The organism is Sporomusa aerivorans (assembly GCF_041428895.1).
Classification (GTDB): domain Bacteria; phylum Bacillota; class Negativicutes; order Sporomusales; family Sporomusaceae; genus Sporomusa; species Sporomusa aerivorans.
Genome location: NZ_CP156926.1, coordinates 5,065,086 through 5,088,692 on the forward strand (window position 1 = coordinate 5,065,086; position 23,607 = coordinate 5,088,692).

A 23,607-nucleotide genomic window follows, 5' to 3' on the forward strand; every position below is an offset into this window, starting at 1 on the left:
CAAAATTAAACCAAGCTCATTTCAATCTACTAATGACTACAAAAGCAGGGAGCGATCCACTTATTGTGTAGTGGGCTACTTAGTAAAATACAGGTACAAGCCAAACAGATTATAAATAGCCTAAAGACGGGATTGCCACTGCAACACTGCAGGGCAATCCCGTCTTCTAGCAACGCCACAAAGCCTGTCTGTCATGACCGTATTGAATCTCAAGCTGCATAATAATCTTGGTTATATTGTCGGCAGCCGCGATATGCTGCCAGATATGTCCAAGTAACATAAGTTTTTTTCCAGACCGTAAATATAAAATAGCTTTTTAAAACTACATCGCGTCCCTTATCCCCGCAATGCCAAACTCCACCCTTATACTTTTCTTTTAAGTATCCATAAACCCACTCTGAATAACGTCTTCAAACTCCCTCTGGAAAGAAGTTTCAATAAATTTATATGGTGAATCCGGAACACAAGTCAGAGGATTATTCTTCCCCTGGGCATATTCGGCACAACAAAGATGGATTGCCTCAAATACATATGTATGCAGCCGACAGCTTGCTTTCACCGGCACCGGGATTGGTTTCTTATGTCACTGGATTCTAATTATGATCTTAACCTTTATAACTTTTGGCCTGTATGTTCTCTGGGCCTATTGTCAGGTAAAACGCTGGGAAAACTGATAACACCTGCTTTGTCGACGATGTAGTTGTTCAGGATAATTCAGCGGCTGTGATAAGTCAATAAGCTTATTTACCAAAAAACACAGCACTGTTGGACAGGCTGTGTTTTTATATTTATAAGGTGGTATCTTTTATTAAACATATGTCCGCATTCATTATTACTTGGTCATTAATCTTCCTCAGTGATCCAAGCAAAACAGGGATCTACATTTTGGATATAATCCTTAAACCTTACGGGAAATTCCACATCCGGCATAAACGAAGGGAGACGTTTATCATCATCAAGTTCATAATATTTAGTAGAATATCTTATATAAAGTCCGGAGCTGCTAAGGGATAAATACTTCACCTCACCATAATGATTGGGCATGCCACCAGTTGGCTCACCCAAAAACAACGCATGTGTATTTCTTTTCAAATAATAGGTATTTAGTAAAGCGGAAGAGAACGTATCTCTTCCAACAATTACAAATAGCTTGTCCCGGCGATTTAGCCTGCTATAGATGCTGAGCCATTTCATAAAGTCTTTAAAAAGCTCGGAATTTCCCCCGCCATTATTCCTAAGATCGATGACTAACTTTTGTATATCGGCATTGCTTTCAATATCATTTGTGAGTTGGGTTGAAAAGTCTCTGACCGTAAGCGTTGGCATATCCTGACACTTATTGTAGTTGATGTATAACACCTTTTTCTCGCGATCGAATTCACTCCAGAAATATTTACCTTTGTTTTTTCTATAGCGCGGTAGTTCCTCATACGCCATTGCCTTTTCATACAAAGCGTCGGGTTTCCATTCATCGTATTTTACTACTGGTAGGATGACATCCCGTTGCTCATGGTACTGGTTTTCTACTGTGATCCGAACAGTTTCGATCTTGCTTATTATATTCAAACCGAAAAGCATATCTGCACAGATAAGATGATCAGGAATTTGAGACTTTAAGAAACTTTGGTTCTCATAAGATACGATTCTGGATAAGCGTTTAATCACATCTTCAATGGGATTTCCATCAACATTAACTACTTTATGAAAAAGCAAATCTTCGAATTCTGGCGTGGTAAGTGTAATATAAATTCCCTCTTGAAACCAATAGCATTCAAAAGGCAGCCGGTTGTGGCGTGGCAGTGCTACCACGGTATGCGCATCCCCGATAGCGGCAACTATTTGGGCAATCTCCATAACGATCGTGTAGATATTCATATGATCTACACGGTCTTTTAGTTTTCTTATTCTGGTATAAAACTGGTCTGCTTCCTGATTGAAAAATAGGTTTTTATGTAACTTCGGCAACTCGTCGGCGAGTTGATTTAGATCGGCATGCCAATCTATTTTCCTCATAATGCACACTCCTATATTGTCTTAAAGCCTACAGCATAACGTTTGCCTTTGAATTATTAATATTGGCCCATTTATATCATTGTCAATTAGAGACAAGTAAACCTAGCCTTTGCGTTTACTATCCGAGTGTCTTGCCTATCGCAGGTTGTGCTTTGGCAAGCGCACTTGCAAGCGGATTGCTGAGCTCCGATTGTCCCATCTCGATAGTTCCTCCTAATTTGAAACGCAGTCATTAGACAGTTGGGCTACTCAGACTTACTTTGTTTATTGTTCGGTACAATTATCCAGTCCCGTTCCGGTGTATCGACTGATAATTGTACATTACCGCAACATCTACAGATATTAAACTTTATTGTTTCTTTCTTGTTTATAAAGGACAAAATCCCCGTGCGTTTATACAGTGCATCGATCCGGGCGACTCCACCATCTACGTTCTTGATATTTATATCCACATTTTCAGCTATGTTATCAGAGCCACATTGTAGGCATTTTTTCAATCATAACTCTCCCTTCTCGATCTGAGAGATATTTGACAGTTGGCTACTTCCGGCCAACTGTCGCGCCCTGGGCGCTGGCCATTTTGACTAGGTTTTGGTAATCCTCAAAAAAAGGGGATTTCCGACTTTTTATTGATCACATTCGTATAGCAAAATGATGCAACCACCAACATTATGCCACGTTTTGCTAACTTATGTATTTCCTAAAAGCTTGCCATAAACAGTGTTATTACGCTCTTTTAATATTAGAAAATAAACTGTGCGGTATCAGCTACTTGCCATACGCCCTTTATTCGCCCATCATCATTAATCTTCCAGGTGTGAGAAAAACGCACAAACTTGGTTGAATTATCTTGATTACTATCAAAATTGTAGAATCCCAGTACAGTAACAACATCCCCTCCATCAATGAAAGTTTCAGGTGTAGCCCCAAAACCGCTAAATTGGCTGCGAAGTTTTGAATAAAAAGATCCAAATATTTCAGCCATTCCGGTATAAACTCCACCATAGGGAAACCCTGGGGATACATCCCAGACCGGATCGTCCGCAAGTATTTTAGCAATAGCCTCTTTATCATTCGCTTTTAAAGCCTGATAAAGATTTTTTACTTGTTTAACAATTTGCGTGTCTTTTTCACCATGTTCTAAAAAGATACAAGTCTCCATTATTATCCTCCCTCGCCATCAAGCATATTTTTATTACGTATTCACACCATCATTTATATATTGATTGGCAGCAAAAAAACAATTATTTATGATAAATTTTTGCCACATTCTTATTATTATCTTTTTTATTGTTTCCTTCAAATCATATTTGTCCACCATTTTACCATTCTGCCCGGTGCTACGCACCGGCGGCACTGGTGCCGGGCAGATATAGGGTCAGGCAGATATAGGGTCAGGCTTGAGTTATGTATAAAATTGACTTATTTCTCTTCACCCTCAATTGTTAATTATCTCTTGCCACATCCTTGTAATATTGGCTGGATCAATTTGTAATACTTTGGCTAACTGCGTCCTTGTCATTAGCTCTCTCTCTATTGCTTCATAAATAAGTCGTTTTCTGGCTGCTACCACCTGCCGTATTCGACACTTTCCTATCAATTGCTCTTGATTCACTTTTTCCTCTACAGTAATTTTCGCTACTAGCTGGTCCCATGTTAAAACCGTCCGTATCTTTTTCACTTCTGTTTTTAGAAGGGGTTTCCGTTCTTCTTCCCCTTGTTCGCTTTCATTTTTATATTCTGTGTTTTCAATGACTATCCCCACCAGTTTCAGGTATTGCTCCATTGCCTTATCAGGATTGGAACTCAATGTATCCAATATAAATTCCACATTTACTAACCCCTGCGCTCTTCTAACATATGATCGATGGCTGCTCCATCTATAGTCTATTCCCTCCAGTATATTTGCCCGTACTGGATTCTGATGAATATAACATATAAGAGCCATTAAATAACTCTCTTGTTCACATAGAAAAGCCTTGTAGCGTTGTTCAAATACATGGCCACTATGTTTGTGATGCCAATTGTAATACTGTGTATATCTCTGTTGAATGCCTTGCATAATTTTTGCCAATGGAGTTTTTCCTACTTGGAGCAGTAAGTGCACATGATTGTCCATAATTACATAAGCGTACAATCGAAAATCATATCGTTCTTTATAGTCTGCTAAGATCTCTAAATATTTTGCTTTTTCTTCATCTCTTTCAAATATCCGCTCCCTATTATTTCCTCTAGCTATTACGTGATAGATTGCATCTTCGTAGTGTACTCTTAGTTTTCTTGCCACCATTCTCACCTGCCAATCTTACTTTCTCTCAGCTTAACAGACCATCTATTATAAGTCAATTTGAAATAACTCAAGCCTGACCCTACGTATCCAAAAACGGGATTGCCACTGCAACACTGCAGGGCAATCCCGTCTTCTATCAACGCCACAACGCCTGTCTGTCATGACCGTATTGAATCTCAAGCTGTATAATGGTCTTGGTTATATCGTCGGCAGCCGCGATATGCTTCCAGATATGTCCAAGTAACATGAGGGCTTTTTCCAGACCGAAAATATAAAAAGGCTTTTTAAATATAAAGCTTACCAAATAATTTTCCAACAGCCAGCTACCGCCGGCGGCCGCCGGCGAGGGCGATGCAGCGGCAAGTCCTTCCAGCCAGTCGTAATTGCGGTTAAACAGGATGTTAAGCTCGCGGCCTGTTGTTTCATCCTGACGCAAACCATTTACTGCCTGTACCGTCTGGGCCAGAAAGTCCAAACGCTCGCCAAGCGGCAGCGACCGGCACTGCAGAATATCGATAAAGTGTGTTTCCAATTCAAAGTAGTAGTATAAGGGCTTTCTGGCCGGCTGTTGCTGCGGATAAACCTCCGCGGCAAAGCTGTCTGCCGGGAATTCTATCGGCTGCGCATCGTCTTTAACAATAGTCAGCGCCGTTTCCCGGTCGGCCAGTTTCAGCACGGCCGGACAGCTGAAACTCAGCGTCAGCTCAATGCCCCGGGCGGTACTCATCGGGTAACGGGGAAAAGTCTGGCAGACAGCATCAAGGTGGCTGTGGCCGGCTTCTTTATGCAGCCGGCAGTGGTTGTCCGCGTCCAAAAACCAGCAACCGCCGCCCGGCTGTTTGGCAATATAAGCATATTCTCCGAAACCGGCCTCACTGTCCAGTCTGACAAACGCCCGGGAGAATTCCGCTTCCCGTCCGCTACTGGCAAATAACCGTTCATTCCGATAATAGCTTTGTTCGCCAACTGTCACCTGCCAGGGATTGCGGCAGCACAGTCCGCACATCTCACAGGCAAACTGCTTAACAATATCGGTGTATATATACATAACTTCCCTACCCAGCAATTGTTTCTTACATCAGGAGAAAAAAACCTTATGGAACAGGGCAACAACCAGTGCAATCCAGGCTACGGCCGCCACGGCCAGTATCGCCAGAATATACGGCATGCGCCGGGCCCACTTTTCACTTTTGCGCCTGCTCTCGTCTATTACACTGGCCGGCAGCAACTTGGTCAAATACAGCACGGCGCCGGCAATGAGGCCGGCATCATCGGCAATCCCCAGCAAAGGCAAGTAGTCCGGCAATAAGTCAATCGGGCTGACAACATAAAGCAATAGAGCCGTGAGCAAGCCTTTAACATAATTAGGGGTCAGCGGATGCCGCCAGGCATAAAATAAGATTACGGCATTATCCCGAAAAATCTTAAGCCAGGCCCAGAAACGGAACAACCTCCCTGCCTTGATCACAGTATCACCTGCCTAATTCCCCTAGTGTCATAGTTGTGCATAACCTTGTACTTTAATTGTAACATATATACCTACTATTCGCGGCGGTTATTTAAATTCGCCGGGCCGCCTTTATCATTTGGTCAAGGGCAGCGGCGGCCTTACAGGGATCTTCAGCTGCGACAATGGCCGAAACTACAGCTGCCCCGGCGGCACCTGCCGTTATAACATCACAGATATTATTCCCATTAATCCCGCCAATAGCAACAACCGGGATGGTTACCTTATTGTTTATTGCTGCCAGTTCAGTTAAACTCACCTGGTCGGCATCGTATTTGGTATTGGTGGGATAGATAGCGCCAATGCCCAGATAATCGGCCCCCTCGTTTTGCGCCGCCAGGGCTTCTTCTAAAGTTGCCGCAGATACGCCGATAATCTTATCGGGTCCCAGCAGGCGCCGGGCCACGGTTAAGGGCAGGTCAGACTGGCCGATGTGCAGTCCATCCGCATCTACCGCCAGGGCAATGTCGGCCCGGTCATTAACAATGAGGGGCACACCGTATTTTAGGGTGACGTCTTTTATGGCCTGCGCCGTCCGGAAAAAATCCAAAGTTGGCAGATTTTTTTCCCGAATCTGTACCACCGTAACACCACCCCGGATAGCTTGTTCCACTGTTGCGACAAGCTCCTTGGCGCCAAGCAGATCCCGGTCGGTTACTAGGTATAACGAATAGTCAACAGCCGCTCTATTCATGGATAATCCGCCCACCTTTCCTTACCGCTTCAGGCGTCATGGCCCACACCGCATCAAACAGCCGCATCCGGAAAGTGCCAATTCCCTCTCCCGGCTTCAGCGATTGCCGGGCCAGTTCCCCGGCCAGTCCCATGGTCATTACCCCGGCCGCCGCGCCGGAAAACCAATCGTCGGTCGCGCCACAGTAGCAGGCAATCAGGGAAGTAGCCATACAGCCTGTCCCGGTTACCTGTGACATGATGGCATGACCATTGTCGATGCGGCATAGCCGCTCACCCTGGGCAATAATATCCTGCTGGCCGGTAATGGCAACGACACAGTCCACTCTTTGCGCAAGATTTCCGGCCACCTGAGCCCCATCGGCCTCGTCGGCAACCGAATCGACGCCTTTAATATCGGCATCCAGACCGGCTATTATTTTTATCTCCGACATATTGCCGCGGATCACGGTCGGGCCCACCTCCCGGATGATCCGCTTGGCGGTAGCCGTCCGCAGCGCTGTGGCCCCCACACCGACAGGATCAAAGACAACAGGAATGCCCTTTGCCCTGGCTTTTTTGCCAACAGCCACCATGGATTCGATACTCCGCGAATTCAAAGTACCAATATTCAGGACCAGAGCGGACGCAAACGAAACCATCTCTTCCACTTCGCCAATATCGTCGGCCATCACCGGCGAAGCGCCAATTGCCAAGGTTATATTTGCACAGTCATTTACCGTCACATAGTTGGTAATATGATGCACTAAGGGTTTCTTTTCTTTTAGCGTTACGAGGCTATCGGATATCTTTTGCAGTAAGTCCATTGTTTCGTATACCCCCATAAGATTTTATGCAGTAATGCGGTAATAAGCATTACCGGGATGGTAGCGCCCAGGGCAAAATCCAGCTCGATAAACTGGTAATACAAGCCGACCCCGGCGCCCCAGACGAGCAGCGCACCCCAGTTGACCAATACGGCATCCTGCACTTTGCGATTTTTAACAATAAAATACTCGGTTAGCAAAATGGCAAACAGCGGTGCAAACACCGAACCGATTGCGATAAGGAAATGCTCGTACTGTTCAATGTTAAACCACAGAGCCAGCATAGTGCCAATTACCGTCATAACCAGGGCTACCTTCTTCTCATTGAATTGGGGATATACATTGGCAAAACTGACCCCTGCCGAGTAAGCGTCCAAAAAAGTGGTCGTAACGGTTGCCAATATAATAATTCCCATGGCCGATAGCCCCAGATTAGCTGCCAGCAGCATGGCGGAAGGCTCGGAATTGCCGGCAATAATAGCTGCTCCCAGGCCAATGATATACATCCAGCAGCTGCCGATAAAGTAGCCAAGGCCGCTGCCCCAGGCCGCACTTTTTTTACTCTTGGCAAAGCGCGTATAATCGGCAATCAAGGGCAGCCAGGACAGCGGCATAATGACGCTTAATTCCACGGCCTGCCCGAAAGACATGCCGCCGGCCGCCGGCGCAAATAGCGCGGAGCTGTCCTTAAACACAACACTGCTTAGCACCATGGTAATGCCTAAGAGGAGTAATACCGCCACCATATTGGCTTTCTTCATGCCGCCTTCCCGGCCAAGCGCGATCCAGAGCATAACCAGCCCGCCGATTCCAACACTCCAAAGCGTAAGCTGATCCAATCCCCACAATATTTTACTGACTTCATTGGCCGAGCGGGCGGCAGTAATAATCATAACCGCCGTCCAGCCGACCAGTTGCAGGACATTTAACACCGAAAACAAATAAGAGCCGTATTTACCGAAAGAAATCCGGGTAGACACCAGTGCCGGTATCCGTTCCTGCGTCCCAATCAGCCCGGCCAGCACTAAAATGCCTGTCCCCGCCAGATGGCCAAGGACAATCGCCGCCACACCGCTCTGGAAACCGAGAGGAGCCAGGAGCCCGCCTGTCAGTATTTCGGCAATGGATATCGCCGCGCCAAACCAGAGAAACAAATAATGATTGAACCCCAATGTACTCTTTTTCGCCACATAAATCCCCTCTGCTTTCTAAATATAATAGTATCCAATAAAGATTTACATGCGCGGAGTAGGTAAAGCTAATCCCTGTCCGCATAAAAGAACTCTTTATTGGATTTCATATAAATTAAAATATAAAAAAACGCATCCGTAAAGATGCGCTTTCAGAGTATGTTGTTGCTCTGTTACATCCCTACGCTGGCATTACCCAGATCAGGTTAAGGGTCATAGATTTCATCAGATCTATATCTCAGCCGGCCTCTCCAGCTCCCCATGAAACACGGGTATTCTTTTTAGTATTATAGTAGCATATCTTTCCACTGGTTTCAATAATTGCGCAATATATTATGGAAAAAATTTCAAAATAATTATTTTTTTCAATTTCAAGTTCTATCCGGCTTGCGCTTTTTTATGTTCTGCCGGGAACTGCCTTGCGCGGGCGGTTGAAGGAAACCAGGGACCCGATAACTGCCAGGAAAACACCCACAAGCAGGGCATCGTGATAGCCGGTCATGAACGCCAGCGTCTGCTCTGCCGGTGTCGGCTGACTGATGCCGCTTAAGCTCGCGGCGCGCCGGTATTCCAGAATTGAGACGGAAAGCGCGGTACCGCATACCATGCCAAAATTCCGGGCAAGCGCGTTTACCCCGCTTGCCACCCCCAAATACCGGGGTGCAACAGCGCTCATTACACTGCTGTTATTGGGTGACTGAAACATGCCGTTCCCCAGCCCCATCAACGCCTGCCCGGCCATAATCGCAAGCAGCGATGATCCGCTGCTAAGTTTGGCCGTAATTAGCAGCCCGGACGCCATTAGCCCCAGGCCGGCTGTTGTCAGAATGCCGGGACCGACCTTGTCGGACAGAGAGCCGCTGAGAGGCGCGGTAATCGCCATCATTAATGGAAAGGCCGACATAATAAGCCCGGTTTTGGCCGGCGAATAGCTAAGTACGTCATGCAAAAAATAAGGCAGCAGCATGGTACTGGTAAACATGGCGGTAAAAGAGAGCGCCCCGGCCAAATTACCGGCTGTAAAGGCCCAATTGCGAAATATAGACAATTCCAGCATGGGGTGCTCCACTTTTCGTTCCTGGGCAACAAAGACAAGGAACGAAGCCACGGCAAAACCGATACAGCCTAAGGTGTTCACCGACAGCCAGCCCCACTCGGTACCGTAGCTCAAAGCCAGTAAAAAACCGACCATCGCTGCGGTAAATAAGGCGGCCCCTGAATAGTCGATAGTTTCCCGGCGCATATCCCGGTCAAACGGCAAAACCAGATACACCCCGATAAAACCTAATAAACCGACAGGCAGATTAACAAAGAATATGGCGTGCCAGCCGACATGTTCGACAAGCACTCCCCCCAGTCCCGGACCGCTCAGACTGCCCAGGGCCACAATTGTGCCGATCATGCCCAATACCTTGCCCCGCTCCTGCGGTGGAAAATTGCTTGTGACAATGGCCATGGCATTGGCCATTAAGGCGGAAGCGCCTACAGCCTGCAACACCCTGAACCCAATGAGCAGGCCGATGGAGTTGGCCAGGCCGCAGAGCAGCGAGCCGGCCGTAAAACCGATAAATCCGTAGCCATATACCTTGCGCCGCCCCAGTACGTCGCCCAGACGCCCCATTAACGGCAGCAGGCTGGTAATTACCAAGAGGTAAGCGGTAACCACCCATTGCGCAGTGGGAATATCGGTGTGAAGCGCCGCCGTAATCGGCGGCAAACCTACATTAACAATGGATGATGTCATCGTCGCCATAAAACTGCCTGTGCCAACAACTCCAAAGATCAGCCATTTATAAAAACTAAGCTGTTGCAGTTTTTCTTGCACCCGGAAACCCCTTTCATTTGCATATTAATAGCAGCATCCGGCAGCTTAATACCCGCCATGTAATGCAACGCTGTATCTCCTCCGGCTTAGTTTGCCAGCTATTCTTTTGAGAAATTCCATCGTCGGCGGCCAGATTATCTGGAAAATCGGCCCAGTGAATTCCCCAGCCCAACAGCGGACAAAAATACTTTTGAATCCATAATCTATGATAGGAAATCAAAAGCATTAAAAAGACGGCCGGATCAGCCTATTATCTTCTGTAGTTGAATAGCCGTGGCCAGAGCCATGCGTGTTTCGTGCGAATCAAGCGACAGGTTTAATATTTGCTCAATCCGCTGCTTTCTGAGTTGAATAGTCTTATGGTGCAAATACATTTGCGCGCCTATTTCCTTAAAACTCAGACCTGTCAGGATTTTTTCCAGTGTTGCAAGCAAATCCGTTCCGTCCGTTTGGTCATGTTCAATCAACGGACCCAGTAGCTTGCCGACATAATCACCGGCATCCCTGCTCCCGGCAAACGGAGCAAGCACCCGATAAAGGCCACAATCCTCATAATGACATATCATCTGCGCCGGCCAGACCTTTTCTGAAATTCGCAGTGAAGCTTCGGCATTATCAAGGCGGTTGGAAAAAAACGACCAGCCCGCGGCATAATTGGCAATACCAATACGAACCTGTAGATTCGGAAAGTATAAAGATATATCTTTAAGATACTCCCGGGCCAAACCCAGTTCTTTATCCTTCCGGCCGGCACCGGCTAAAGCGGAATTAATAACACCAATGCCTTTTACGTTCTCCCAGGCGACAGTATGTTCCTTCCGGCTGAGGAAATCCACCACAACATCAAGCATTTGCTGCTTTCGGTGCAGGTTGCCGTCAGCGTCAGCCTGCGTGTCCAGATTAGAAATGGCGAGTAGAAAGAGAGAAAAGTCCTTGGGAATACTAATCTTGTTCTGCCAGGCTAAATCAAAAATTCCGGCATCATTACTTTGTACAGAAGATGCAAGCTGATTAAAAAATTCAGATTTTCGCCTGCGTTCATAAGCCTGCTGCAACAGGTTTTCACTATTCTTGCGTTCACTAATATCACGAGTGACGCCCAGAAAGCCAATAAAAGCGCCCGCATTATTTCTAACAACTGTTACCAGAGATTCGGTCCAGATTATTTTCTTGTTTTTGCGGGCTTGTTCACTTTCCAAAACCAGCGATTGATTGCTGGCGTCAGTCCCTGTCAGCAGTGCACCGGCTTTCTGAAAAACATCTTGCAAAAAGGGCAGTGGCGTTGCGTTTACTGCTTTTCCTAGAAACTCTTCGGGAGTATAACCCAATAATTTTTCAATGGAAGGGCTCATATACCGGATCTCCATTGCCTCGTCCATCAACCAAATTACGTCACCGGTATTCTCGGCTATCAGCCTGTATTTCCGCTCACTCTCCGCAGTAGCCGCCTGACTTTTTTCCAGCTCAGCGATGTATCGCTGCTCATTTTCAGTCACTGTCTGCAAACGCACAATCATTGTATTAAAAGACTGGGAAAAATCCCCCATGAAATCAACACGCTGGCTATAATCGCCCGCAGCCACCATGCTGGTCTGCCATGCCAAATGTCTGAGATTTGACTGCAGAGCTTTCAGTGCCCCGGGAAAATAGCCGCGCATCTGCAAAGTCTGCGATAAATCCCCTGCGGACAAGGCCACAGCAAACTCGCAAAGTGCCTCAAGCTCCTTAACCAATTTCTCCAGGGACGGATATTGCTGAAAATGTCCGGTAAGTTCTGCAGGAATACCTCTCCTTTGTAAAACATGATTGATCAGCGTTATTATCTCATTTAATTCGGTATTCAGTTCCTGATTCACTGACACAGCCTCCTCGGATAAGTCTCGATTCCAGGAGCGCCTTATTGGTCATTGGCAATTTCAGCCACGAACCGACAGGTCCGATCGCCTGTGCACCAGCAATCAACCTCTTTCACTGTGAATGCTTTACCGGTGAAGCCCTCAAAAAGACCGGCAATAAAGCCCTCGTCATACACACATATTTCATAATCAAGTTCCGGTAAACCGGAGCAGTCCAAATCCTCAGCAATACTAAGCACATATTTTCCCTGAACATGATCCGCCTCTTCGACGCGTAGAATCCCGATATGTTTTTCAGCAAGACTGGCCTGCAGCGCTTTAATAAAATCGCTGAAATCAGCAAAATCCCCATAGGGCGCAAAAACATTCCGGTAATATTGCTGGCCGGCTAGCAGTCCGGCTTTATAAAATAATGTATCTGTATTTTCAGAACCATAAGCTTGCTCAATAACATCACGAAAGCAAAACTGCATTAGCCGGTAAACCTCGGTCCTGACCATCGGTCCCAGATTCGGCCGGCCTCCTTCAACATCGCCCAACAGTTCCCAATTAAATTTATATTTTTGCATTACCATCTTACCTTCTTTCCTAACGATCTTGACTCATTGAACTAAATACTGTTTTGACATTAATTGCGTGAATCCTGCAATTACCATTTAAAATAAAAGAGACTGTCTCCGTAATACTACAGAACACTATCCTTGAAGGATAGTGTTCTGTAGTATTTTACCCGTATGACTGCATAGCCGAGAGATTGAAGAGAGGTTTAGCGGCCGTCATAATTATAGGTAAGCGATTTTTTTGCAGACTGATCATTGTCGTATTAGGATAATTGGTAAGAATACTATACATCATTTTCTCATTTTTCGTAAAATATCCGCAGAGCCCAATTCTGTTCAGGCTCTAAAGTTTGAATTATATTTGGTAACCATCGCTATTCAAATTCAAATCGGACTGGCCTGCAGAAAATAATTCAGACTATTCATGCTCATATTTTGATCTGTGCGTATTCTTTAGTTCTTTGTCCTACATTTTAAGCAGTCGTCCTCACCCCGCGTCAAAAGAAAGGAGGCTGTATGACCCCAGACAAAACTGACAGCGGCTGTCCTGGCTGCTATCAGACCAACATTAAACCGCCCTGTGAAAAACAGGCCGCTGCCTGGATAAAAAGAGCCACCGGCTTGTTTTTGTATGCAATAACAGTGTATTTTCAGATAAGCACCTTGTTCCCGGCATTTGTCGTGATTATTATTCAATTGCAGATCATACTTGCCCTTTATCTGGTTATTAGTCTGAAAAAAAAAGGATATATAATTTCAGTTGTTTTCAGTATAATACCAGGCCTGACAGCTGCCAGCCTTTGGCTGACCGGGACAATCCCTATAGTGCCGGTCATAGCAGTTCCCCTGGGTACAATTATCACCATCACCATCATTGCTCGCTGGAACGACCGGCAGGAGCGCAGGCTGAATGAACTCAGAAAGCAGATCAATAAGCAGGCCATTACTGAAGAAGTAATAACTAAACACAATAAACAGTTACAGGAAGCTAACCGGTCCATAAACAAAAAGGCCAGAAAACTTAGCTATCTGGCCTTTTTTGATGTATTGACAGAATTGCCGAACCGCCGGATGATTATCGACCGCCTGCAGCTTTTAATCAGTCGATCCCAGAACAAAAACGCCGGCTTTGCCATTGCGTTCATTGATCTGGATAATTTCAAGAACATTAATGATTCCCTGGGACATCATGCCGGCGATTTGGCCTTACAGTATGCTGCCCGGAAATTAAAGACAGCGATTCACCCGGACGATATACTGGGTCGTTTTGGCGGCGACGAATTCGCTCTGATTATTCATCGTCAGCTCCAGGCCGCCGATATTTTTGACTATGTAGAACAGGTGAATACGGCCGTCCGTTCTCCCTTTGCCGTTGAAGGCACAGAATTTATGATCAGTGCCAGTTTCGGAATTGCTATATATCCACAGCACGGCAACAGTCCCGCCGAGTTGCTCAGATACGCCGATACCGCCATGTATAAGGCAAAGCGTCCGGCAAGAACAGAGTGAGTTTTCCAGGACTACTGACAGACAGTATTTTAAACCCGTAATAGATACATTATGGCGGCATGATCTGGTTATGGCTGCCAGTTATGCGCAGCATATTATGCCCCCCTTCTCCTGAAGCACTATCGCCTGGAGATAGTGCTCATTAGTACTTAGCTCCAGCTTATGTACAACCAGGAGATTGAACGATCCTTTGAAATGTATATTTTGAATCGAAAAGGAGATTATTATGGCACAGGCAACAGATGTGCATGTGGCCCGCCAGCCTATTTTTGATGCTCATTTAAAAGTATTTGGCTATGAACTGCTGTTTCGCAATAAAATTCATAATATCTACCGGGAAACAGATGGTGAGCAAGCCACTCATGATGTTATTGTGAATAGCTTTTTACTAATTGGTATAGAAACTCTGACCAATGGCAAAAAAGCCTTTATTAATTTTACGGCCAACTCACTTAAAGAACAGCTTCCCGCTATCCTCCCCCCCAAACTGGTTGCCGTAGAGATCCTGGAAGATATTGTCCCTACTGAGGAGATTGTCCGTGCGTGCCGGAAATTGAAAAAGGAAGGATATTTACTAGTTCTGGATGATTTTGTTTTTTCTCCGGAATATATCCCCCTTGTGGAGCTAGCCGATATCATCAAAGTGGATTTTCGCGCCACATCATCAGAAGAAAAAAGGCAGCTTATTCAGCGCTTGCAAGGTTATTCTGTCAAATTTTTGGCTGAAAAAGTGGAAACGCAGGAAGAATTCAAAGAGGCGCTCCAGATGGGATATTCTTATTTTCAGGGCTATTTTTTTTCTAAGCCAGTAGTTATGTCTGGCAGAAATCTTTCAGGATACCAAGCGAACTATTTCCATATCTTGCGGGAAATTAGCCGTCCCGAATTAGAGTTCGGTCAAATTGAAGACATTATCAGAAAGGATGTCTCTCTATCTTACAAGCTTTTGAAGTTTATCAACTCACCCTTATTCGGTTTCGCCAACAAAATCAGTTCATTACGGCAGGCCCTGACACTGCTAGGCCAAAAAGAACTGAAAAAATGGGTGTCTTTGCTGGCGTTAAAAGGTGTCAGCAGTAATAAACCCGGGGAACTAACACTGCAATCCCTGATCCGCGCACGATTTGCAGAAAATCTCGCCGCAAATAAAATGCCGAAATCCCGGATGTCTAATGCCTTCCTGATGGGTATGTTTTCCTATATTGATGTTCTGCTGGACCGTCCACTATCCGAAATACTTGATGAAATCCCCCTTGATGATGAGGTTAAAAATACTCTCCTTGGCAAAGACCCTAGTGAGTTTTCGATGCTATACAAAGTAATTCAGACTTATGAAAAAGGGGATTGGGAGACATATTCCAGTTTCGCAAAGCAAATGGGAGTAAATGATCATGATGTTTTAAAATCATACCGTGAATCACTGTTATGGGCACACGATGTCATTATATGCAATGGATAAGCTACTGCACTTTTGCCAAAATATCCGGGATGAAACCGGTACCAAATGTCAGCACAAAAGTTAGCAACTCTGTTAATGAGCTCAGTCGTAAGTCAGGCTACCCAGGCGGAACTTAATAAACTGACTAAATTATCCCCCAACCAGAGCAAAGTCGCCGAATATAAAGAAACCATGGATAATCCTTTAATTCGGCCGTACTCCTGACTACACAGAAGAGGCTGCCTCAATGACAGCCTCTTTCGTGTTAATTATAAAGAAAACACGGCCTCAGCCGAGCCTTTGGCGAAAGTGGAAGCGATGTTGCCCTTATCCTGATAGAAAGTTATACTTTCTATCAGGATAAAAAATATTCTTACGAATTTCTACTCCGCAAGCTGATGCTGTACCACAGGCAGCGGCTTGGCAACTGCCACCGGCCCCAAAGCGGTAAGTGGATTGCATTCCAAGTCACTGTAGGCTGTAATGCCATGCTCGCTCATATCCAGGCCTTCGGTTTCCTCTTCCACAGATACCCGGATACCGACAGTCGCCTTAAGAGCGCTAAACAGGGCATAGGTCGCAGCAAACCCCCACAAGGATATAGCGGCTACACCTAGAATCTGAATACCTAGCAAACCCCAGCCGCCGCCATACAGGAGACCGCCGTTTTCGGCAAAAATTCCGACGGCGATGGCTCCAAACGTGCCGCAAACCCCATGTACGGCAATAGCGCCCACCGGATCGTCGGCCCGCACACGGTCGAAGAACGGTACGGCAAAGACCACCAGCATCCCGGCTATACTGCCGATTACAATTGCACTGATTGGCTCAACATAAGCACAACCGGCCGTTATGGCCACAAGGCCGCCTAACGCCCCGTTAATGGCCATGCTGGGATCGGCTTTGCCCCACTTAACGGCTGTATAAATAGCAGCAATGGTGCCGCCGGCCGCCGCCGACAGGTTTGTATTTACGGCGATGCGGGCAATATTCATGTCTAAGCCGGACAAGGTGCTGCCAGGATTGAACCCGAACCAGCCAAACCACAGTAGAAAGGCTCCCAGGGCAGCCAGCGGCAAATTATGGCCTGGCAATACATGCACAGCACCGTCTTTGCCAAACTTGCCCGTCCGCGGCCCCAGCACCATGACAGCCGCCAGAGATGCCCAGCCGCCGAGCGCATGCACTACGGCCGAGCCGGCAAAATCCAGCATGCCCAGTTTATTCAGCCAGCCGCCGCTGCTCCATACCCAATGCCCGGCGATAGGATAAATAAAAGCAGTCGCAACTAAGGAAAATACTAAATACGGCATAAACTTCATGCGCTCAGCCACCGCACCGGACACAATGGTGGCCATGGCGATAGCGAAGGTTGCCTGAAACAGCCAATAAGCGTATACAGGTATTTTTAATCCTAAATACTCCATATCGCCTTTCAGAAAAAAGCCCGACCAGCCGATGACGCCGGCTTTATCCAGGCCATACATCAAAGCAAACCCGATTGCAAAATACCCCAATATACCAACGGTACAGTCCATAATAACCTTCATAATAATATTCAATGAGTTCTTACTGCGAACAAAGCCGGCTTCCAGAGCGGCAAAACCGCCTTCCATCAAAAACACCAGGGCAGCGCACAACAATACCCACACGGTATCAATACCGGCTGCCAGAGAACCAAGCGATAATTCCATCATGTCACCTTCCTCGGTAAAAAATAAAAAACCAGCAACACTAATGCTATATACGCATTAGTGTCACCGGCTTCTTTGCCAAATGAGTATGAAATTAAGTTATATTATAGCATACAATACTTTTTCTACAATACTTTTTAAGAATTAAATTTCGTTTTATAGTATAATAACATACTATCAACCGCATTGTATTTAATCAGCGCCTATTTTCATGATAACGTGAGGTAACTATGAAAAACCATCCGGACTTCCCCGCCGAAGAACAGCATTTGGCTGCAACCATCCAGGCCATGCAGCAGATCATTAAGGATTTAGAGCATGATATGGATGATCGCGTACATAAAATTAACCAGTCCCTGTCGAAAAAGGATGAGGTCAGCGCCTACGTCCATTCACTGATGAAAAGCGATCATGCCTATAAAGCAGCCGACATTGCCAAGGCGCTGGACAACCCGTATTTTGGCCGGGTCGATTTTCGCGAAGACGGCGCCGCCGAATTTGACCAGTACTATATCGGCCGGACTAAAGTAGCCAGACTGGACATTGAAAGCGTCAAAGATATCCTGGTGTTTGACTGGCGTGATCCGGTCTCTACCATCTTCTATGAGGCGCAGGACGGACGCGCCAGTTATGAAGTCCTGGGCCGCTATACCTATACCGGCGATGTTAGTCTGAAACGGCAGTACAAAATTGAGGACGGTCAGCTTATCTCGATGTCTGAAGACAACATTTTAAGCAAGCTCATGTCCCGCCAGCAAGAGTCGCTGATTGCCGACCCTTTTCTCCTAGAGCGGTTGCTCAAAGGAGCCGGCGACCGGCTTAAAGACATTGTTACCTCGATCCGCTCTGAACAAAATCAGATTATCCGTGAACCCCTAAACCAGGTCACCATCATCCAGGGGGTAGCCGGTTCCGGTAAAACCACCATCGGCCTGCACCGTTTGTCCTATCTGCTTTACAACGAAAAACTCAATCCGGCCAGACTGGTCATTGTCGCTCCCAGTAAAATTTTTCTCGATTATATCTCCGACCTGCTGCCGGAAATTGACGCCCAGGATGTTAGACAAACCACTTTCCAGGACCTGGCGGCGGCCATTATGCAAATGGAACCAGCCATCTGCGGGCCGGCAGCAACCGCCGAGCCGCTGGCGACTGCCGTCAGATGGAAAGGAACACCGGACTTTATCAAGGTTATGGAAATCTTCCTGGACAGGCAACTGGAAAAGTTTTGTCTTAAGCTTAAGGAGATCAGCCTGTTTGACGGAAACCTCATTATCAGCCGGGAACAGCAGTTGGAAAAGGTAGTCGAAGGCGCCAGTATACCTTATAACGAACGGCTGCGCTCACTACAGCGGTATATCCGCTTCCGGGTAAGAAACTTTATTGAAGTGTATGAGGCCAGGTACAAACGCGGTGAGGCGCGGGCCGATGAGAAGACAGCCAAAAGGTATAGCGCCGAAGGCGAAGCATTTGTGGAAAAGCATTGCGTTAAATGGCCTTTTCTCGAACTATTAGACGGTTATACTGAACTGTTTCAGGACAAGCAGGCCTGGCGTAAAGCCAAGCTCCACGGTGTGGATATGGAACTGCTGCAATCCCACACCCTAACCACCCTGGGCAGTGGTTGCATTGAATCCCAGGACCTGGCGCCGCTTTGTTATTTTAAATATCTTCTGGACGGTCTTACGCATGTCGAACAGTTTGATCATATTGCCGTTGACGAAGGCCAGGACTTAAACCCGCTGGAATACATTGTCCTGACCCGCCTGTCCCGCAACAGTTCCTTTACCATTATGGGCGATATGTCCCAGGCCATTCATACCGACCGGGGGCTCACCAGCTGGCAGGCACTTTTAAAAGATGTATTTGCCAACGCCAAATACCGCTATTATGAAGTAAACTACAGTTATCGCTCTGCCAAGGAAATTGTCGGGCTGTTTAATAAAATTCTCCCGGCCAGCCGCTCCAAAGCCATTCCCGTCTATGAAATCGGCCGGCAGCCGGTCATAGAGCCGGCGCCCTCCGCCCTGGATGCCTTACGCCGCACGCTTGCGGTTATTGATGAATTCCGGCAGCTAGGCTGCAAATCGATCGGTATTCTGACCAAACAGGAAGCAGACAGCCTGAAACTTTACCAAGGCCTGCAGGCTGCCGCGCCGGAACTCACCCAGCTCAATCTTATCACCGGCAGCGCCTTAAGCTACCATGGCGGTATTACAGTTGCCCCCATCTCACTGGCTAAAGGCCTTGAATTTGACGGTGTCATCATCTGGAACGCCTCTGAGCAAAAATTTACAGCAGCTTATCAGGATGCCAAGCTGTTGTATGTCGCGGTATCACGGGCCATGTATTATCTGCATATTTTCCACCAGGGACGGCTGACACCGCTGCTTGGCTAATGCTCAACGCCAGTGAAAAAGCAGTCTGCGCCGGTCCTTGGCAAAACTTAAAGTCGCGGCTGCTCTATCCCGGAGAACAGTTATACTTTCTTACAGGAGAACGATAAAGAAAACACGGCTTGCGCCGAGCCTTTGGCAAAAGAGGAAGCCGCTGTTGCCTTATCCAGGCGAAAGTTATACTTTCTATCAGGAGAACAAAAAACTCCCGCTTGCCGAAGCGGGAGTTTTTATATAAAAATTTCCGAGTCAAATTACTTTTGCAGTCTTGTCGCAAGATAACGTTCCAGCGTTCCGGCAATGATCTGAAATTCCTCAGTCGCCGGCAAAGCGGCCAGTAGTCGCAGGTGATGGCCTTCATCAACTAGCTGGCGCAGGGTCCAGTCAAAATAAATATTATAGTACCAGCTTAGACGGATTAGCCGCTTGTCGGCCAGGGTGTTTACATCGTTATACGATAATAACTTACCTTGCTGTAGTTGTTTTACCAGCTTGGGCGAATAATCATGCCCGGCCTGTATCGGCGGCAGCACCCGGAAGATATCAAGCTTATCGGTATCCCTGATAATCTGAGCAAACAATTCCTTGTTTGCGTTGGCAGGCGGAATTATCATCTTATTATGAGCAGTTACGGCAAAGTTGATTGTTTCCTGCTCCTCCCGGGTGAAGTTTGTCAGAATATTGGTTTTCGCCAATTCCGTCACACCCCTATCCCCATGATCAAAGGACTGAGCATCAACAAAAGTTCGGTATTCGGTAATCTGGCGAAAACGGGCGATGTCATGAAATAAACCAATGACCTCGGCAATTGTTTTTTGCCGCCCGGTAAGCTGCAAATGTTCTGCAAGCTTAAGGGCGCTGGCAGCCACGCGCTGGCTGTGTATCTCCTTAATCCGCACCCCCTCCATAACGAGGGCATCCTCGGTATAATAAGAGCGGGCATACTGTCTGAACCATTCATACAAGTAGGCAAGCTCGGCCAAACGAATCGCCTCCTAAAAAGACAGGTTCCGGCATGACTGCGGTAACGCCAACACCAGCCTGTAGTATAACAAAGCATTCTAATTTTAGCACATTAGCCAGAAAAAATCCCGGTATACACCGGGATTTGTCTTTTAAATGACTTTGAGGTTTTGCATTACTTTGATGAATTTGGCGGTATCAATAGGTTTGGCCGCAAAGGCTTCACAGCCGTTGTCAAAGGAATCCCGAACGATCTCGGTATCGTTCAAGGCTGTTGTCATAATAACCTTCGCTCGCTTGTCCTCAGGTACATTCTGCTGCGTTTCCAGCTGCCTGATAACTTGAAGCGCCTTAAGACCATCCACCTTAGGCATCATGATATCCAGACAGATCAGGTCGTACGGCTGTTTCATACTGTGCGCCATCATAAAAGCTTCCACCGCCTCCATGCCATCCACTGTCACATCGCACTCGCCATACTCAGACAGAAATTTGAGCATAAAAGTTCTGCTGGCCAAATCATCTTCGGCTATCAGTATACGCATTGACACCCCTCCTCATTCCTCTTGCTCCCGTGAACATCCGCTTAGTTTCCGTAACGAGTTTATCTCCTGCACCATTTGCGCAGCCACCGTTCCGGCTTGTTCCGTGCTGCCGCGTCTAATATCCAGGGCTATACGAAAGGCCAGATTTTTTAAAACATCCAGGCTGTACTTACCTGCCAGCGACTTTATTTCCAGGGCAATATGTTCAATAACGACCGAGTTGCCGGCCACAACAGCCTCCTCAAGCTGACTCACTTGTTGCGCCAGGCTCTCAAAGCAGTCTGGCGCCAAATGCACAAATTCGGTTTTGGCAAACGGCCATTCCAGCTCCTGGGAAAGCGAGGCCTTGGCAATACCGATATTTTCGATAATAGCGAACAGGTTTTCAAACTGCACCGGTTTGGCGATATAGTCATCCATTCCCAATTCCAGGAAACGCTCCCGGTCGCCATAGAGTGCATGAGCCGTAATGGCAATAATAGGGATATGCCGGCCTGTACCTCTCTCCAGCCCACGGATAATAGCAGCGGCCTCCAAGCCATCCATCTCCGGCATTTGAATATCCATCAGTATTAAATCAAAATCGCGTTGCTTATATAAATCTACGGCCGTTACACCGGTCCCGGCAACAGTAACGGCATGCCCCATTTCCTTCAGCATTGACCCGGTTACGGCCTGATTGAGTTTATGGTCTTCCGCCAGCAGTATTTTTCGCGGTCTTTGGGTCTTAAGCTTCTGGGGCAGGCTGTTTGTTAGCGCTTTGCTGCCCAAAGGATGGCAGTTTTCAAACTGGACGGTAAAATGAAAACTGCTGCCCTGCCCTTTCACGCTATCAACCCAGATGTTGCCTCCCATCATGGTTACCAGCTGCCTGGAGATTGCCAGCCCCAGACCAGTACCGTTATATTGGCGGGTAGGGGAACTATCCACCTGGCTGAAGCTCTTAAATAACAGTTGTTGCTCTTTTACTGCTATACCAATACCGGTGTCGGCGACAGTGAATAATAATCTAACTATTCCGTCATGGGACACATTGGCAATGGTGACAGCAACATGTCCCTTACTGGTAAATTTAATGGCATTACTCACCAGGTTATTCAACACCTGCTGCAGCCTTAAGGGATCGCCGACAATAAACTGCGGCACATTCTCACCAAACTGACATTCTAGCTTCAGCCCCTTTTCCGCCGCCCGGGCGGTATGCAGTTTGAGAGTCTGCCCGACCGTCTCCGTGAGGTCAAAACCAACCTTCTGCAGCAGGACTTTGCCGGCCTCAATCTTGGAAAAATCCAGAATATCATTGATAATATCCAGCAGGGAGGCGGCGCAGGCTTTGGCGATCTGCAAATTCTCCTGCTGAACTGGGGTGAGAGCACTCATAAGCGTCAGGTCAATCATGCCCACAATTCCATTCAGCGGGGTCCTGATTTCATGACTCATATTGGCGAGAAATTCGCTTTTGGCCTGGTTGGCATTATACGCCGCTTCCGCCACCTCTTTTAAAATCTGTTCCAGTTCTTTAAATCTGCTGATATCCTCAATAACTACAACCGCTTTGCCGGCCTTATCGATTTCAACAGGAATAATATTAATCCGAAACCATAGCTTTTCTCTGTTGCTTTTAGCCAACGTCAGCTCAGCATCGAAATCACAAACCGCCATGCCATTTGTAAACACTTCATGCAAGGCCTGGCTGATCGGACATGCTGTACAAGCTTCGCTATAGCCGCAGCCACGTTCATCAAGATAACTGTTGTTACACTGCAGACTTCTGCCGATATGCCCACCGGTCTGAAAGACGTTAAACCGCCGGGCAAACGCCGGGTTTACCTCTTCAATGCGTCCCTCTTCGTCTATTATCAGTATGCCTGACGGAACGGCGTCAAAGATTGTTTCGAGCTTTTTCCGTTCGTCGGTAAGGTTCTGCTCAACCTGCTTTAACTGGGTAATATCCCGGAATACTACAACGACGCCTTCCAGGTCACCCTGGCTGTTTTTAACCGGGGACGTATTGGCCGATACGTACCATTCACTGCCGTCGCTGGCTACCAGTACGGTATTTTTCCGTAAGCCGACCGGCATGCCGGCCGCAAGCGCACTGACAAACGGGTCTGCAAAAGGTCTGCGTGTTTCAATGTCAATAAGCCGAAAAACCGTAGCCAGCGAACGGCCGACAGCCTGTTCGGATTTCCAGCCGGTAAGACGCTCGGCGGCATGATTTATGAAGGTTATTGAACCATCCAGCGCTGTAACAATAACACCATCGCCAATACTGGCCAAGGCAGCTGTAAAATTGTTCATAAATTCTCCCTTGCTTTAGCC

19 protein-coding genes and 1 riboswitch are annotated in these 23,607 nt (G+C 46.9%); of the genes, 4 read left to right on the forward strand and 15 right to left on the reverse strand.

Annotation, left to right across the window (positions count from 1 at the left end; genetic code table 11):
* Positions 1–843: 843 nt before the first annotated feature.
* The 11 genes from SATMO3_RS24355 to SATMO3_RS24405 all read right to left on the reverse strand — a co-directional run bounded on the left by SATMO3_RS24355 (position 844) and on the right by SATMO3_RS24405 (position 12,749).
* Positions 844–2,013 carry a hypothetical protein gene (locus SATMO3_RS24355; RefSeq protein ID WP_371372539.1) on the reverse strand — a complete coding sequence of 390 codons (1,170 nt, stop codon included), beginning with the start codon at positions 2,011–2,013 and terminating at the stop codon, positions 844–846.
* A gap of 742 nt (positions 2,014–2,755) precedes the next feature.
* Positions 2,756–3,175, reverse strand: coding sequence for a nuclear transport factor 2 family protein (locus tag SATMO3_RS24360; RefSeq protein ID WP_371372541.1), 420 nt, complete (start codon positions 3,173–3,175; stop codon positions 2,756–2,758).
* Between the two features lie 276 nt (positions 3,176–3,451).
* On the reverse strand, positions 3,452–4,303 hold the full coding sequence (locus tag SATMO3_RS24365; RefSeq protein WP_371372543.1) for a transposase: 852 nt from the start codon (positions 4,301–4,303) through the stop codon (positions 3,452–3,454).
* A gap of 136 nt (positions 4,304–4,439) precedes the next feature.
* Complete coding sequence (gene fliB, locus SATMO3_RS24370; RefSeq protein WP_371372545.1) at positions 4,440–5,351, reverse strand: flagellin lysine-N-methylase; 912 nt, start codon at positions 5,349–5,351, stop codon at positions 4,440–4,442.
* 30 nt (positions 5,352–5,381) lie between these two features.
* The gene (locus SATMO3_RS24375; RefSeq protein WP_371372547.1) at positions 5,382–5,771 is read right to left on the reverse strand and encodes a YkvA family protein; all 390 of its coding nucleotides are present in this window, start codon (positions 5,769–5,771) and stop codon (positions 5,382–5,384) included.
* Between the two features lie 91 nt (positions 5,772–5,862).
* Complete coding sequence (thiE, locus tag SATMO3_RS24380) at positions 5,863–6,504, reverse strand: thiamine phosphate synthase (protein ID WP_371372549.1); 642 nt, start codon at positions 6,502–6,504, stop codon at positions 5,863–5,865.
* The gene (gene thiM, locus SATMO3_RS24385) at positions 6,497–7,309 is read right to left on the reverse strand and encodes a hydroxyethylthiazole kinase (protein ID WP_371372551.1); all 813 of its coding nucleotides are present in this window, start codon (positions 7,307–7,309) and stop codon (positions 6,497–6,499) included. The genes thiE and thiM overlap by 8 nt, the downstream gene beginning before the upstream one ends.
* Positions 7,273–8,499, reverse strand: coding sequence for a putative hydroxymethylpyrimidine transporter CytX (gene cytX / locus SATMO3_RS24390; protein WP_371372553.1), 1,227 nt, complete (start codon positions 8,497–8,499; stop codon positions 7,273–7,275). The genes thiM and cytX overlap by 37 nt, the downstream gene beginning before the upstream one ends.
* A 161-nt stretch (positions 8,500–8,660) precedes the next feature.
* A riboswitch (TPP riboswitch) is annotated at positions 8,661–8,771 on the reverse strand.
* A gap of 125 nt (positions 8,772–8,896) precedes the next feature.
* A complete protein-coding gene (locus SATMO3_RS24395; protein ID WP_371372555.1) occupies positions 8,897–10,324 on the reverse strand; it encodes an MFS transporter in 1,428 nt (475 codons plus the stop codon).
* Positions 10,325–10,566: 242 nt separating this feature from the next.
* A complete protein-coding gene (locus SATMO3_RS24400) occupies positions 10,567–12,180 on the reverse strand; it encodes a PAS domain S-box protein (RefSeq protein ID WP_371372557.1) in 1,614 nt (537 codons plus the stop codon).
* 41 nt (positions 12,181–12,221) lie between these two features.
* The gene (locus SATMO3_RS24405; RefSeq protein WP_371372558.1) at positions 12,222–12,749 is read right to left on the reverse strand and encodes a V4R domain-containing protein; all 528 of its coding nucleotides are present in this window, start codon (positions 12,747–12,749) and stop codon (positions 12,222–12,224) included.
* Positions 12,750–13,256: 507 nt separating this feature from the next.
* Between SATMO3_RS24405 and SATMO3_RS24410 the strand changes: the two genes are divergently transcribed.
* The 3 genes from SATMO3_RS24410 (at position 13,257) to SATMO3_RS24420 (ending at position 15,912) form a co-directional block, all read left to right on the forward strand.
* Positions 13,257–14,249: a diguanylate cyclase domain-containing protein gene (locus SATMO3_RS24410; protein ID WP_371372560.1), complete on the forward strand. Its 993-nt coding sequence runs from the start codon at positions 13,257–13,259 to the stop codon at positions 14,247–14,249.
* A gap of 226 nt (positions 14,250–14,475) precedes the next feature.
* Positions 14,476–15,708 carry an EAL and HDOD domain-containing protein gene (locus SATMO3_RS24415; RefSeq protein WP_371372562.1) on the forward strand — a complete coding sequence of 411 codons (1,233 nt, stop codon included), beginning with the start codon at positions 14,476–14,478 and terminating at the stop codon, positions 15,706–15,708.
* A 45-nt stretch (positions 15,709–15,753) separates the two neighbouring features.
* Complete coding sequence (locus SATMO3_RS24420) at positions 15,754–15,912, forward strand: hypothetical protein (protein ID WP_371372564.1); 159 nt, start codon at positions 15,754–15,756, stop codon at positions 15,910–15,912.
* A gap of 158 nt (positions 15,913–16,070) precedes the next feature.
* On the opposite strand, the gene SATMO3_RS24425 is transcribed toward SATMO3_RS24420, so the two are convergent.
* The gene (locus tag SATMO3_RS24425) at positions 16,071–17,384 is read right to left on the reverse strand and encodes an ammonium transporter (protein ID WP_371372566.1); all 1,314 of its coding nucleotides are present in this window, start codon (positions 17,382–17,384) and stop codon (positions 16,071–16,073) included.
* 227 nt (positions 17,385–17,611) lie between these two features.
* Here SATMO3_RS24425 and SATMO3_RS24430 point away from each other — a divergent pair, with 227 nt between their 5' ends.
* Positions 17,612–19,780: a UvrD-helicase domain-containing protein gene (locus tag SATMO3_RS24430; RefSeq protein ID WP_371372568.1), complete on the forward strand. Its 2,169-nt coding sequence runs from the start codon at positions 17,612–17,614 to the stop codon at positions 19,778–19,780.
* A gap of 251 nt (positions 19,781–20,031) precedes the next feature.
* On the opposite strand, the gene SATMO3_RS24435 is transcribed toward SATMO3_RS24430, so the two are convergent.
* The 3 genes from SATMO3_RS24435 to SATMO3_RS24445 all read right to left on the reverse strand — a co-directional run bounded on the left by SATMO3_RS24435 (position 20,032) and on the right by SATMO3_RS24445 (position 23,586).
* A complete protein-coding gene (locus SATMO3_RS24435; protein WP_371372570.1) occupies positions 20,032–20,760 on the reverse strand; it encodes an HD domain-containing protein in 729 nt (242 codons plus the stop codon).
* Positions 20,761–20,892: 132 nt separating this feature from the next.
* Complete coding sequence (locus tag SATMO3_RS24440) at positions 20,893–21,285, reverse strand: response regulator (protein WP_371372572.1); 393 nt, start codon at positions 21,283–21,285, stop codon at positions 20,893–20,895.
* A 12-nt stretch (positions 21,286–21,297) separates the two neighbouring features.
* Positions 21,298–23,586, reverse strand: a complete 2,289-nt coding sequence (locus tag SATMO3_RS24445) for an ATP-binding protein (protein ID WP_371372574.1) — start codon at positions 23,584–23,586, stop codon at positions 21,298–21,300.
* Positions 23,587–23,607 lie beyond the last annotated feature (21 nt).

What these genes read in the sequence shown, in the direction of transcription:
- SATMO3_RS24355 (WP_371372539.1), bottom strand. Translation starts at nt 2,013, where the DNA reads ATGAGGAAAATAGATTGGCATGCCGATCTAAATCAACTCGCCGACGAG.
- SATMO3_RS24360 (WP_371372541.1), bottom strand. Translation starts at nt 3,175, where the DNA reads ATGGAGACTTGTATCTTTTTAGAACATGGTGAAAAAGACACGCAAATT.
- SATMO3_RS24365 (WP_371372543.1), bottom strand. Translation starts at nt 4,303, where the DNA reads ATGGTGGCAAGAAAACTAAGAGTACACTACGAAGATGCAATCTATCAC.
- fliB (WP_371372545.1), bottom strand. Translation starts at nt 5,351, where the DNA reads ATGTATATATACACCGATATTGTTAAGCAGTTTGCCTGTGAGATGTGC.
- thiE (WP_371372549.1), bottom strand. Translation starts at nt 6,504, where the DNA reads ATGAATAGAGCGGCTGTTGACTATTCGTTATACCTAGTAACCGACCGG.
- thiM (WP_371372551.1), bottom strand. Translation starts at nt 7,309, where the DNA reads ATGGACTTACTGCAAAAGATATCCGATAGCCTCGTAACGCTAAAAGAA.
- SATMO3_RS24405 (WP_371372558.1), bottom strand. Translation starts at nt 12,749, where the DNA reads ATGCAAAAATATAAATTTAATTGGGAACTGTTGGGCGATGTTGAAGGA.
- SATMO3_RS24410 (WP_371372560.1), top strand. Translation starts at nt 13,257, where the DNA reads ATGACCCCAGACAAAACTGACAGCGGCTGTCCTGGCTGCTATCAGACC.
- SATMO3_RS24415 (WP_371372562.1), top strand. Translation starts at nt 14,476, where the DNA reads ATGGCACAGGCAACAGATGTGCATGTGGCCCGCCAGCCTATTTTTGAT.
- SATMO3_RS24420 (WP_371372564.1), top strand. Translation starts at nt 15,754, where the DNA reads ATGTCAGCACAAAAGTTAGCAACTCTGTTAATGAGCTCAGTCGTAAGT.
- SATMO3_RS24425 (WP_371372566.1), bottom strand. Translation starts at nt 17,384, where the DNA reads ATGATGGAATTATCGCTTGGTTCTCTGGCAGCCGGTATTGATACCGTG.
- SATMO3_RS24430 (WP_371372568.1), top strand. Translation starts at nt 17,612, where the DNA reads ATGAAAAACCATCCGGACTTCCCCGCCGAAGAACAGCATTTGGCTGCA.
- SATMO3_RS24440 (WP_371372572.1), bottom strand. Translation starts at nt 21,285, where the DNA reads ATGCGTATACTGATAGCCGAAGATGATTTGGCCAGCAGAACTTTTATG.
- SATMO3_RS24445 (WP_371372574.1), bottom strand. Translation starts at nt 23,586, where the DNA reads ATGAACAATTTTACAGCTGCCTTGGCCAGTATTGGCGATGGTGTTATT.